This window comes from Anabaena sp. WA102 (assembly GCF_001277295.1).
Lineage (GTDB): Bacteria > Cyanobacteriota > Cyanobacteriia > Cyanobacteriales > Nostocaceae > Dolichospermum > Dolichospermum heterosporum.
In genome coordinates this window covers 36,415-49,725 of record NZ_CP011456.1, presented here as the reverse complement: position 1 = coordinate 49,725, position 13,311 = coordinate 36,415, and the positions used below count along the sequence as shown (strand labels likewise).

General features: G+C 39.5%; 8 protein-coding genes. All 8 read left to right on the top strand.

Features of this window, described 5'->3' with window-relative positions; translation table 11 throughout:
* The first annotated feature begins 2 nt into the window (after positions 1-2).
* The 8 genes from AA650_RS00130 to AA650_RS00095 all read left to right on the top strand — a co-directional run bounded on the left by AA650_RS00130 (position 3) and on the right by AA650_RS00095 (position 12,825).
* Positions 3-4,637 carry a MupA/Atu3671 family FMN-dependent luciferase-like monooxygenase gene (locus AA650_RS00130; RefSeq protein WP_053537485.1) on the top strand — a complete coding sequence of 1,545 codons (4,635 nt, stop codon included), beginning with the start codon at positions 3-5 and terminating at the stop codon, positions 4,635-4,637.
* A gap of 340 nt (positions 4,638-4,977) precedes the next feature.
* Positions 4,978-5,223 (top strand): phosphopantetheine-binding protein, encoded by a 246-nt coding sequence (locus AA650_RS00125; RefSeq protein WP_053537484.1) that lies wholly within the window; start codon positions 4,978-4,980, stop codon positions 5,221-5,223.
* Between the two features lie 34 nt (positions 5,224-5,257).
* Positions 5,258-6,310 carry a 3-oxoacyl-ACP synthase III family protein gene (locus tag AA650_RS00120; protein WP_053537483.1) on the top strand — a complete coding sequence of 351 codons (1,053 nt, stop codon included), beginning with the start codon at positions 5,258-5,260 and terminating at the stop codon, positions 6,308-6,310.
* A 12-nt stretch (positions 6,311-6,322) separates the two neighbouring features.
* On the top strand, positions 6,323-6,943 hold the full coding sequence (locus AA650_RS00115; RefSeq protein ID WP_053537482.1) for an acetyltransferase: 621 nt from the start codon (positions 6,323-6,325) through the stop codon (positions 6,941-6,943).
* A gap of 256 nt (positions 6,944-7,199) precedes the next feature.
* A complete protein-coding gene (locus AA650_RS00110) occupies positions 7,200-8,441 on the top strand; it encodes a hypothetical protein (protein ID WP_053537481.1) in 1,242 nt (413 codons plus the stop codon).
* An 11-nt stretch (positions 8,442-8,452) separates the two neighbouring features.
* On the top strand, positions 8,453-9,466 hold the full coding sequence (locus tag AA650_RS00105) for an ATP-grasp domain-containing protein (RefSeq protein ID WP_053541144.1): 1,014 nt from the start codon (positions 8,453-8,455) through the stop codon (positions 9,464-9,466).
* A gap of 13 nt (positions 9,467-9,479) precedes the next feature.
* Positions 9,480-10,610, top strand: coding sequence for a DegT/DnrJ/EryC1/StrS family aminotransferase (locus tag AA650_RS00100; RefSeq protein WP_053537480.1), 1,131 nt, complete (start codon positions 9,480-9,482; stop codon positions 10,608-10,610).
* 28 nt (positions 10,611-10,638) lie between these two features.
* A complete protein-coding gene (locus AA650_RS00095) occupies positions 10,639-12,825 on the top strand; it encodes a GumC family protein (protein WP_053537479.1) in 2,187 nt (728 codons plus the stop codon).
* Positions 12,826-13,311: the final 486 nt, after the last annotated feature.

The following is a 13,311-nucleotide window of genomic DNA, read 5'->3' as shown; positions in this document are numbered from 1 at the left end:
CTATGTCCAGCTTTTCCTGTTTTGTTGTGGGCAATGGTATTCTAGCCTTGAGTTGCTTGGAAATCCTGTTACAGAAAGACTGCCAAGTGTTGGGAGTGTATTCCACAGATAATTCACTACAAAAGTGGTCTCAGGAACATGGCATTACTCATGCTGCTTCTCGCTCCATGTTTCACAAAACACTTCTGGGTGTTAAATACGATTATCTTTTCAGTATTAATAACGTCCAGTGGATCATTCCAGAGGATGTGATCACACGGGCAAAAAAAGCCTCTATTAACTACCATGACTCGCCGTTACCCAAATATGCTGGTTTGTATGCCACTACTTGGGCTTTGCTGAACGGTGAAACTGAATATGCTGTTACCTGGCATGAAGTCTCTGCTGAAATTGATGCTGGACGGATATTTAAACAAGCATCTGTGCCAATTTTGGCAGATGATACAGTATTTAACCTCAATCTGCGATGCTTTGATGCAGCAGTTAATTCCTTCAGGGAACTGGTAGAAGAACTAGTAATTGATGTTGCCAAGCCCTATCCTCAAGACCTATCGCAACGGAGTTATTTTAGTCCTAGAGATCGCCCAGAAGCCGCCGCTCTGATCTCCTATGATGTTACTACTAAAGATATCTGTAATCTAGTCAAAGCATTAGATTTTGGTCCAACTCGTAATGAATTGGGTCTACCCAAAACTTGGCTACCAGGAGGGGTGATTGTTGTGGGATCTGCCCGTTCAATTGCATCTGAGTATGGTACTCCTGGACAAGTGCTAAAACTGGATTCCCAAGGGATGTGTGTCGCCACCATAAATGGGGCTGTGCAGTTAAGTGAGTTCAGCACATTAAACGGCAAGGATATTTCCCTAGAACAGTTGCAAACAGATTATGGTGTCCGCGTCGGTGATGTCTTACCGGCAATTGACACCAATATCAGAAAGGCAATTACTGAACGGAATGCTTTCTTATGTGGTCATGAACAAGCTTGGGCAAAACGGTTGATGCAGCTTGCAGCTTTTCGGCATCCCTATTCACCATTGACAACATCTGGTCAAAAACCAGATATCTCTATGCACCGCTATTCTATTTTGTCGCTGACGGGGCAGGTAGCAGCGAAATCCCTGTTGTCTATGTTTGCTGCTTACTGTGGGCGACTGACAAGCGAAATGGAATTTGATCTGGGACTACAAACCGATGCCCAGCGTGGTATTGCTCCCGAAATATTTGCCCAACGAGTTCCTCTTCGCGTGCAAACTCAGGTTAATGAGTCTTTCCATGATTTTCAACGGCGATTTGAAACAGCCCTAGATGATACCTGTCGTCTGGGTAGTTTTAGAAATACGCTGTTGAGACGTTATCCACAATTGCATGGTGATGGGAATGGACGTAGCGATGATAATTTTCTGCCTGTGGCGATCGCCCTTGTTGCGTCCCCTGATCAACTAGATTGGCAGTCCCTGGGAGCGTCTATGGCGTTGGTGGCTTATGAAGATGGAACTTTACCGGAATTAGTACATACTGGGTCACTCAATAACACTGACTCTAAAGCCATTGTTCAGCAACTTCAGAGTTTAATCACCGCCTGTATTGAAGATCCTCAACAATCACTGCATCAATTACCACTACTCTCCGTTGCCCAACAACAGCGAATTTTGGTGGATTGGAACGACACAGCCGAACCCTTCCCGACTGATCTGTGTATCCATGAGTTATTGGCAATTCAGGCAGAACTTACTCCTGATGCTGTAGCTGTCGTCTTCCAGGACCGAGAATTAACTTACCGGCAATTAAACGCCCAAGCCAATCAATTAGCGCACTATTTGCAACTACAGGGGGTTGGCCCCGATGTAATCGTCGGTCTTCAGATCGAGCGATCGCTAGAAATGATGATCGGCTTATTGGCAATTCACAAAGCCGGTGGGGCATATCTTCCCCTTGATCCCGATTTCCCCGCAGATCGTCTGGCTTTCATGGTAGAAGATTCCCAAGCGACCGTCATCTTAACCCAGGAAAAACTTGATCAAGATCCCCGACTTCTCAAAGAAGTCGGGGATCTGGGGATGACCCGCATTATCCCCATTGATACGCTGTGGGCAGAAATTACTCAACAACCCACCACGAATCCTCATAGTGGAGTTAAACCCGAAAATCTGAGTTATGTAATTTACACCTCCGGTTCTACGGGGAAACCCAAGGGTGTGATGGTAGAACATCGTAACGTGGCTAACTTCTTCACGGGTATGGATGCTGTCATTGACCATGAACCACCGGGAGTATGGTTAGCAGTTACAAGTTTGTCATTTGATATTTCTGTCTTGGAACTGTTCTGGACATTGGCTAGGGGATTTAAAGTAGTTATCTATAACCCCAAACAAGAACGGCAGCAGTCTAAGTCCCAACAACCCATAGCTGTAAATAAATTACAAGATACCGATTTTAGTCTCTTTTACTTTTCTAGCCATGAACAAGGGCAAGATGCAGCGGCCAAGTATCGGCTGTTGTTTGAGGGGGCTAAATTTGCTGATGCCAACGGCTTTAAAGCAGTTTGGACTCCAGAACGTCATTTTCACGCCTTTGGTGGCCTATTCCCCAATCCTGTAGTCAGCAGTGCAGCGATCGCCACAACCACCAAAAACATCCAAATTCGTGCAGGTAGCTGTATTTCCCCCCTACATAACACCGTGCGACTCACAGAAGATTGGTCTTTAGTAGATAACTTTTCTAACGGTCGGGTAGGAATATCCTTTGGGGCTGGCTGGCAACCCAATGACTTTATCCTCTCTCCCCAAACCTTCGAGAACCGCAAGGAAATTATGTTCCAGCAAATTGAGGAGGTACAGGCACTTTGGCGCGGAGAAACCTTACCATATCCCAACGGTAAAGGCGAAATCATCGAGGTGCAAACCCTACCTCTTCCCATTCAACCCAACCTCCCCGTTTGGATCACAGCCGCCGGCAACCCCGAAACCTTTCAAATGGCAGGAGCGAGAGGCTTTAATATTTTGACTCACTTACTGGGGCAAAGTTTAGACGAGTTAGCCGCCAAAATTGCCATCTATCGGCAAGCTTATACAGAAAACGGACATTCTGGCGAAGGTATTGTCAGCCTGATGATACATACTTTTGTGGGAGAAAGTGATGATATTGTCAAAGAAATTGTCCGTCAGCCCATGCGGCAATACCTAGCTAGTTCCCTGGATTTAATCAAGCTTGCAGCTTGGTCTTTCCCCACTTTTAAACAGAAAACCACCAACGACAAAGGACAGTTTGCAGTATCTCATCTATCTGAACCGGATATGGCGGAAGTCCTAGATTTCTCCTTTGAACGGTACTTTGAAACTAGTGGTCTATTTGGAACTGTGGACACCTGTTTGCAGATGGTTGATCGGATTAAAGCCATTGGTATCAATGAAATTGCCTGTCTGATTGACTATGGGGTAGATACGAATACAGTGCTATCTCAACTACCCTTGCTGAATGAATTGAAGACACGGGCTAATTATCAAATAAGGGAACAGGGCAAAATTGAATCTATAGCGGATCTCATCAACCGTCATCAGGTAACACACCTGCAATGTACCCCTTCTATGGCTGGTTTATTGATGGCAGAAACCGCTAACCACGAGGCTATGGGGCAACTTCGGCAAATGATGGTTGGTGGTGAAGCCTTGACTGAAGCCTTAGCAAATCAACTTCAGCAAATTATTCCCGGACAGATTCACAATATGTATGGTCCGACCGAAACCACCATCTGGTCAGCAACCCATACTCTGGCTGAAGTTGATGGTGTAGTTCCCCTGGGTCGTCCTATTGCCAACACTGAGTTATACATTCTCGACAAGAATCAGCAACCTGTGCCTGTTGGTGTCGCTGGTGAACTATATATTGGCGGTCAAGGCGTGACACGGGGCTATTTGCACAGACCAGAATTAACCCAGGAAAGGTTTGTACCTAATCCCTTTAGTGATGATGCCACTGCCCGTTTATACCGGACTGGCGACCTGGTTCGCTACCGAAGAGATGGCAATGTAGAATTTTTGGGACGGATGGATTTCCAAGTAAAAGTACGGGGACACCGCATTGAATTAGGAGAAATTGAGACGATTTTAAGCCGCCATGAAGCAGTTCGGGAAGCCGTGATTATCGTTCGTGAAGATATGCCCGGAGATCAGCGCCTTGTAGCCTATCTACTCCCACAGCCAGGGTATCAGCCATCTCATGCAACTATGCGAGAATACTTGCTCTCTCTATTGCCTGAGTATATGGTTCCTTCTAACTTTGTTGTTCTGGGGAAATTTCCCCTTACTCCTAATCATAAAGTTGACCGCAAGGCTTTACCGGCTCCCCTATTAGTTGTTCAGTCTGAGGATAGTGTAAATACAACAATACCTAAAAACGATATTGAGCAAACCCTCATGGAAATCTGGCAAAAAGTGCTTCAGATACCTCAAGTGGGAACTCAAGACAATTTCTTTCATCTAGGGGGTAATTCCTTAGTGGCAGTTACATTAATTAGGGAAATTCTCTCAGCATTTAATGTGGATTTACCATTAATTAGCTTGTTCCGCTCTCCAACTATAACCGATCTCGCCCAGCAGATTTCAGCACAAACTTTTGCGAATAAATCTCATAATAAGTAATTGGACAAAAATATTTCCAGTTATTTCGTAGCCATATTAGCATGAAGCAATCGCAATGACATTGTGTAATTAACAAAGTTTGGGGGTTTAATTCCCCTGCCTCTCAAGGCAGCAAGTTTCGTGTCGAGGTCTAAATCTCCGTTGCAAAACTTAATTATAAATTACGGATTAATTTAACCCCTGTATTTTTATTCAGTAATTTATTGATAAAGATAATGCCAGGATGACAAGATTATTCCACGAAATTTAGAGTATATTATTTAGAAATTGGTAATTAATAGATGCGAATAATAATTTACTGTTCAGAGTATTACAACAATACAACTTTATGGGATAAAAGATGATAGATCACCAAGAAATATTGGAAATTTTAGGCGAAGCCATGGAAATCAGCAGTGCAAATCTTACGGAAGAAACAGTGCTAGAAAACTTAGGAGATGTGTGGGACTCACTGGCTATATTATCTATAATATCAATCATTGATAGTTATGCTGATCGGGCTATTCCTGTGAATTCTATAGTCGAGAGTAAAACAATTAAAGATTTGATTAATCTTATTTGCGTAAATGATAAAGTAAGAATTTAAACAGAAATATCTGTTCTCAATTTAGGAAAATACTATGCAACAAGTGATGATTTCCAACATTAGTATGCGAAGTATAGCAATTGCTTTACCTGAAAAAACTGAATTTAATTATGAATTATCTGATGTGTTAGATTATGAAGAAATAGAGCGTCTCAGTCAAAGAATTGGCATTTACAGTAGAAGAGTTGCCGAAGACGATATAACAGCTTTTGATCTGATGTACCAAGCCGTCGAAAATCTTCTTAAAAATACATATCTTAAGAAAGAAGATATAGACTGTATTGTATGTGTTACCCAGACTCCAGATTATTTGATTCCTGGTAATTCATTCCTCTTATGTCATAAATTAGGATTAAAAGCAAGCATTTTTACACTAGATATAAATGCTGGATGTGCGGGCTTTACACATGGTCTAATTGTACTGGGAAGATTAATTAATAATGGTGATATGAAATGCGGATTGTTGGTTGTTGGAGATACACTTACAAGATTGGTAAATCCCAAAGATAAAACTGAGCGATTGTTATTTGGTGATGGTGCGGCTGCGTGTGTTTTAGAATTTGATCAAAAAGGCAGAGGGCTAACAGCTTGCTGGCGAACTATTGCTGATGATTATGATAAGTTAATTGTCCCTGCTGGTGGCATGAGAAAGCCAAATACCGAGGAAACAAACATTACTAATTTAAGAAAAAATGGAATCTACAGAAGCGAGAATAACCTTGCTATGGATGGTGCTGCTGTTTTTTCATTTTCAATTCAAGAAGTGCCAGATATCGTCAATTTTGCGCTGAGAAGTTGCAATTTAAGCAGTGACGATATTGATTTATTTATATTTCACCAAGCTAATAAATTCATGGTTGATTCTATCCGCACAAAATTAAAGATTAGTGCAGAAAAAGTTCCCATATTTGTAGAAGGGATAGGTAATACAAGTTGTGCCTCCATACCAATTGCTATTAGTCGCTATGCCTTAAATCAAGGAATTAATAAAATTAGTGGTCGGCTATGTCTGACTGGGTTTGGGACTGGCTTGTCTCTTAGTAGCATAATTATCGAAGTAGAAGATTTAATTGTCACTTCACTATAATTTCACGATGTTATGAATAAAGAAAGAATAGCTGTAATTGGAGCAGGAGGTCATGCCAAAGTAGTAGCAAGTACGCTCATGGCAGCAGGCCACCAAGTAGTAGGTTTTTACGATGATAATCTGCAAAAGAGAGGAACGAATATTTTTGGTATTCCAGTTATTGGTCCAGTCAGTGAGCTGACATCTGGCAACTTCTCTCATGCAATCATTGGTATTGGTCAAAATGAGACCCGGAAGCGTTTAGTAGAAAAACTTCATCTTAATTGGATAACAGTGATTCATCCCTATGCTTGGGTTCATCCTGAAGTTTTATTAGGTGCAGGTACAGTAGTTTGTGCTGGTGCAATAGTCCAGCCCTATTCAAGAATTGGATCGCACGTAATTATTAATACTAAAACCAGCGTTGATCACGACTGCTGCGTAGGAGATTATGCACATCTGGCGTTCTCCCACCTTGCTGGCGGTGTAACAGCCCATGAGGGAGCTTTTCTAGCTTTGGGAAGCACTGTATTTCCAGGAGTTCAGATTGGAGCTTGGGCTACTGTGAGTGCAGGATCGGTAGCAATGAAGGATGTTATGCCAAAAAGTACAGTAGCAGGTGTGCCTGCTCGATTAATTAAAGAAGCTAAGTAGGTGAACACAATAAAACCAAACTGTGTAAAGAAACGTAAAATCGCTGAAAACTTCTTTACTATTGCCTCTTGCCTCTTGCCTTGCTATAACGACAATTTTCAACGTCAACCTACTTACTTTTAATTGAGTGAAGACTAGTACTGCCGTGAAGTCAAAAGTCAAAATGAATAGGTCGTAAGCTTTTGAGAGATTGAGAATGGTTGATTTATTTAGGCCGTTGTGTACTAGCAATCCATACTGAATTGAGGAACTAAAAATGCAACTTTCTTGGAAAACACTTCAGAATTTAGAGCAAGAATTTGGTGATGCTTTTTTTATCCTTGATTTAGATAAATTCAAACGCAATTATCAAGAGTTCCTGCATGGTTTTCGCTCGATTTATCCCCATACCAACTTAGGCTATTCTTATAAAACTAACTACATTCCCAAGTTGTGTCAAACCGTAGATTCTTTGGGCGGCTATGCGGAAGTTGTTTCTCAAATGGAGTATGATCTAGCTTTGCGTATTGGTGTCTCTCCAACTAGAATTATCTTCAATGGTCCGCTAAAGTCTCCAGAAGACCTGGAAAATGCAATTCTCGCTGGTTCTATTGTTAACTTGGACTGTTTGGAAGAAGTAGAAATAGTTGCAGCATTAGCACGAAGATTACCAGAACAAAAAATTGCAGTCGGTTTAAGATGTAATTTTGATGTGGGTGCTGGGAGGATATCTCGCTTTGGATTTGATGTGGAAGGAGGCGCACTAGATAATGTTTTTAAAACATTCCGAGAATTAAATAATTGCTCAGTCTTGGGATTACATTGTCACATTTCTACGTCAACAAGAAGTTTAGAATCCTATAAGTTACGCACGCAGAAAATTATCGAACTCAGCGATGATTATTTCCCAGATAAACCACCTCAATTTATTGATGTTGGTGGTGGTTTCTTTGGCAGAATGAACGATGATTTAAAGGAACAATTTGACTGTTATATTCCCACTTATCAGGAATATGCAGAGGCAATTGCCCCGCAATTAAGCAGTAGATTTTCTGATAATCCTAAACCAGAATTAATTATTGAACCAGGTGTAGTTATTGTTGCAGATGTTCTCAAATTTGTCGCTAAGGTGGTGGGAATTAAAACAATAAAATCACGCCAGATTGCTCTTGTGGTTGGCAGTATTCACAATGTTAAACCAACTTTAACTGATAAAAAATTATCACTACAAGTTTACGGTGATGCGGAAAATTCTCAAACCAAGAAACTAAGTATTCCAGTAGATTTAGTTGGCTATACTTGTATGGAACATGATTGTTTATATCCAGATTATCCCCATGAAATTGGGATTGGTGATTATGCAGTTTTTGATAATTTAGGTGCATATACAGTGGTATTTAAACCACCTTTTATTCGCCCAAATCCTCCGATTATTAGCTATGATTCCACCCTTAAGAATTATACATTAGTCAGACGGCAAGAAACTTCTCAAGATGTGTTTTCTACTTATGTAATATGAGTGACAAAAATATGAACGTTATGTTGACCTGTGCAGGAAGAAGAAATTACCTTTTAAAATTCTTTCAAGCAGCTTTAGAAAATAGAGGATTGGTATTTGCTGGTGATGCTAGTCTAGAGGCCCCAGCATTAAAGGAAGCAGATGAAAGTTTTTTATTACCATCTGTAAATGATAGTGATTACTTTGATAAGCTGCTGGATATCTGTCAGAATAAAAAAGTCAAGTTACTAATTCCTCTCAATGATTTGGAACTACCATATTTAGCAAAACAACGTGATCAATTTCTTAAAATAGGAACTATCCCAGTTGTCTCTTCACCGGAAATTATTAATGTTTGTTTTGACAAGTGGTTAACTTTTCAATTCTTAGAAACAATCGGTATACCGACTCCAAAAACTTATCTTTCTCTTGCAGAAGCAAAAGCAGCTATTGAGCGAGGAGAAATAGATTTTCCTGTAGTTATTAAGCCTCGGTGGGGAAGTGCATCAATTGGTATTGAATATCCTGAAGATTATGAAGAATTAGAATTAGCCTACCGATTTGTGAAAAAAGCTATTCAAAAGTCATTTTTAGCGACGGTAAGCTCTACTGATTTTGAAAAATGTATCTTAATTCAAGAAAAGCTAATTGGACAAGAGCATGGTCTTGATATCATTAGTAATTTAGAAACTTCCTACATTACCACTTTTGTGAAGCGTAAGCTAACCATGCGAGCCGGAGAAACAGACCGGGCTATCACAGTGGAAAATCAGGAACTTGAAAAAATAGGTGAGAAAATTGGACAAAAACTAGGTCATATTGGCAACTTAGATTGTGATGTAATTGTCGGAAAAAAGGGGAACTACGTATTAGAAATGAACCCGCGTTTTGGTGGTGGATATCCATTTTCTCATGTAGCCGGAGCAAATATTCCCGCAGCTTTGATTGCTTGGGCTAATGGGGAAATGCCAAATGACAAATGGCTGAAGGTTCAAACTAATATAATAAGTGCCAAATGCGATCGCCTGATCACTTTTAAACGATAAAGAATAAAAAACCATGAAGCCAATTCTCCTCTCCACTCCCCATATCGGAAACCAAGAATTAGAATTCGTCAAAGAAGCATTTGCTACCAATTGGATTGCCCCTATTGGTCCCCATGTTGATGCTTTTGAACAGGAATTTTGTCAAATAACTGGCGCTAGTCATGCTGCTGCTGTAAGTTCGGGAACTGCGGCTTTACATTTAGCTTTGCAATTAGTTGGAGTCACCAGAGGAGATGAGGTTTTTTGCTCCACCTTAACCTTTGCAGCCACCGCTAATCCGATTACTTATTTAGGCGCAAAACCAGTATTTATTGATAGCGATCGCATTTCCTGGAATATGAACCCAGACTTGTTGCAAGAGGCTTTACAAAAACGCGCCTACTTTGGTAAATTACCCAAAGCAGTTATAGTTGTACATTTGTATGGTCAAAGTGCAGATATTGAACCTATTCTCAAAGCTTGCAATCAATATGATATTCCTCTAATTGAAGATGCCGCCGAAGCTTTAGGTGCTACCTACAAAGGGCTTTCTCCCGGTACATTTGGGCGGTTTGGTATTTACTCCTTCAATGGTAATAAAATTATCACTACATCCGGTGGAGGAATGCTAGTTTCTGATGACGATCAACTAATTGCCAAAGCCAAATTTTTAGCAACTCAAGCCCGCGATCCTGCCCCCCATTATCAACATTCAGAAATAGGATATAACTATCGTCTTAGTAACGTTCTAGCAGGTATTGGTCGAGGTCAATTACAAGTTTTAAATGAAAGGGTAGTCGCTAGACGGCGCAACTTTGAAATTTACCAATCTACTTTGGGAAATCTACCAGGAATAGAATTTATGCCCGAAGCTAATTTTGGCTATTCTACTCGCTGGTTAACGGCTTTAACAATCACCCCAGAAGCTTTTGGTGCAGATCGAGAATACATTCGCATCCAACTTACTAAACAACAAATTGAAGCTCGTTCTGTATGGAAACCATTACACCTGCAACCCGTGTTTTCTGAATATGAATGTATTGGTGGTAAAGTCGCCGAAAATTTATTTTTACATGGTCTTTGTTTGCCTTCTGGTTCTAATTTAACGGACGAAGATTTAGCAAGAGTAATTAATGCCATTAAAACCATTCACTCCACAACTTGAAAAACATACATAAAAAAGTTAATTTATTATGGAACTACAAGAATCTTCTATATCACCGCAAAAATATTGGACAATTCTCAAACGTCGTTGGCTTGCCACTTTATTAATTACTATTTCCGTTTTTATCATAGCACAATTGGCTGCATCTTTGAAAAAACCTATTTATTTTGCAGAAGGTAAATTGCGGTTTCAAAGAAGCAATATAGCCTCATCTATCACAGGATTAGGTGCAGAAATAGGCAAATTAGATCCTTTAATGGAACAAAATAACCCCCTCAGCACAGAAGTAGAAGTAATAACTTCTTACCCTATTATAGAAACAACTATTAAACGACTAAATCTCAAAGATAGTCAAGGTTTTACCCTAAAACCTAAGCTATTTCTCAAAAATCTTGTTGTCAAAGAAGTTAAAGGCACTAATGTTATCCAAATTAGCTACAAAGATACTAATCCCAAAATTGCCGCCCAAGTTGTAAATGAAATAATTAAAGTTTATTTAGAGCAAAATCTGTCTTCACGGCGAGCCGAAGCAAGCGCAGGACGTAAATTCATAGAAAAACAATTACCCAAAGCCGAATTAGTAGTCCGTCAAGCCGAATCTGAATTAGCAGATTTTAAAGAAAAAAACAAAATTATTTCCTTACAAGAAGAAGCTACTGAAGCAGTACGAGTTATTGGTAATTTACAATTAAGGATCAACGATACTCAATCTCAATTAGCTAATGTTAAGTCACAGTATCAAGTAGTCATTCAGCAATTGGGAATGAACCCAAAACAAGCATTAACAATGACTTCTATTAGCCAAATCTCTGGAATTCAAGATATTCTTAGAGAAATCCAACAACTACAATCACAACTAGCAAACAGACAAACAATTTTACAGGAAAATCATCCACAAATCATAGATTTACAGGATAAAATTGCTTCTCTAAACAAGGTTATTGACAAAAGGATAAATCAGTCCATAGGTAAAAATAAACTACAAGCAGAAGATAATTTACAATTGAGTGCTTTACAGCAACAACTCTCTAGTAAACTCGTAGAATTAGAATCCAACCGTCTAGGTTTAGCCAATCAAGCTAATTCCTTATTAAAATTACAATCTACCTATAAACAAAGATTGAATACGTTACCTAAATTAGAAGAACAACAGCGTCAATTAGAACGTAAACTTCAAGTAGGACAATCTACCTATTCCTTATTACTTCAGAAACTCCAAGAAAGTAGGATAGCTGAAAATCAAAACTTAGGTAATGCAACTAGAATATCCGAAGCTCAAGTTCCTGATGAACCTATTTCTTCTGTCATAATTTCCTATCTCAGTTCAGCATTACTGAGTATACTGGCAGCTCTTATGACTATATACATCCTAGAAATGAAAGATAAATCTATTAAGACTATTGATGAAGCCAAAAAATTACTAGAATTAACCTTGTTAGGAGTTATCCCTACCGCTACTAAGTGGAAAAGAACCTCTAAAAATAATGAACCAGATGAATGCTATAGTCAAAGAATTATAATTCGAGATTTTCCTCGTTCTTCTATTAGTGAAGCTTACCGAATGTTGAGGGCAAATCTTAATTTTATCAGTGCTGATAAAGAGCTAAAAGTTATTATTGTCACCAGTTCTGTACCCAAGGAAGGTAAATCAACAGTAGCAGCTAATTTAGCTACAGCAATGGCACAAATGGATAAACAAGTTTTATTAATAGATGGAGATTTGCACCGTCCAGTTCAGCATAAAATTTGGGACGTAATAAATAATCAAGGTTTAAGTAATTTAATTTTCAAACAGGAAGAAATTACTGCGATAATTAAAAAAGTCATGCCTAATTTAGATATTTTGACTTCTGGTATAGTTCCTCCCAGTCCAGCATCTCTTCTCGACTCACAACGCATGGCAACTTTAATGGCTAACTTCTCTGACAAGTATGATTTTGTCATTGTTGATACACCAGCTTTAAATGTGGCTGCTGATGCTGTTACTTTAGGACAAATGGCTGATGGTGTTTTATTGGTAGTGCGTCCTGGTGTAGTTGATTCTGTGAATGCGACTTTTGCTAAAGAACTATTGGCAAAATCTGGTCAAAATGTCTTAGGACAGGTAGTTAATGGTCTAATTGTGAAAAATGAACCCCATAGCTATTACTACTTCCAAAAAGAAGACTATTTACAAACAATCAATGTAGAGTCTCAGGAATCTGTAAAAATTTAACTAATTAGGGTTTGCTGAAAAAGTTGTCTGTGAGTGCTAGTACCGCAAGGCGGAAGTCAAAAGTCAAAATGAAGACAGTATAGGCTTTTGGAGGATTTAGAATAGTTCATTCACTTACGCCACAGTGTACTAGGAGTATGGCTAACGCTACGCTATCAGCAAACCCTACTTAGGGATAGGAGGTAGGGGCGCAGGGCCTGCGCCCAGTCAGGAGTGAGAAATGAAGATAGAATCAGCCACCAACACTATCTCAGTATATTGAGTCATATTTTTACTTATTTATCTTAATTTTACGTTTTAAACTCAAAAATTAGCATTATTCCTACCTCCAATCTTATACTAAGTAGGTTGGCGTTGAAAATCGTCGTTATGGCAAGGCAAGAGTGAAGAGGGTTTGGGCGATTTTATGTTTCTTTACACAGATTGGTTTTATTGTGTTCACCTACTTAGATGTTTAATGGGTAATGGGGATTAGGTACTACAGTG

Bases quoted from the DNA above. Each gene is read 5' to 3' on its own strand.
- AA650_RS00100 (WP_053537480.1), top strand. From the start codon at position 9,480: ATGAAGCCAATTCTCCTCTCCACTCCCCATATCGGAAACCAAGAATTA.
- AA650_RS00095 (WP_053537479.1), top strand. From the start codon at position 10,639: ATGGAACTACAAGAATCTTCTATATCACCGCAAAAATATTGGACAATT.
- AA650_RS00115 (WP_053537482.1), top strand. From the start codon at position 6,323: ATGAATAAAGAAAGAATAGCTGTAATTGGAGCAGGAGGTCATGCCAAA.
- AA650_RS00130 (WP_053537485.1), top strand. From the start codon at position 3: ATGTCCAGCTTTTCCTGTTTTGTTGTGGGCAATGGTATTCTAGCCTTG.
- AA650_RS00125 (WP_053537484.1), top strand. From the start codon at position 4,978: ATGATAGATCACCAAGAAATATTGGAAATTTTAGGCGAAGCCATGGAA.
- AA650_RS00105 (WP_053541144.1), top strand. From the start codon at position 8,453: ATGAACGTTATGTTGACCTGTGCAGGAAGAAGAAATTACCTTTTAAAA.
- AA650_RS00120 (WP_053537483.1), top strand. From the start codon at position 5,258: ATGCAACAAGTGATGATTTCCAACATTAGTATGCGAAGTATAGCAATT.
- AA650_RS00110 (WP_053537481.1), top strand. From the start codon at position 7,200: ATGCAACTTTCTTGGAAAACACTTCAGAATTTAGAGCAAGAATTTGGT.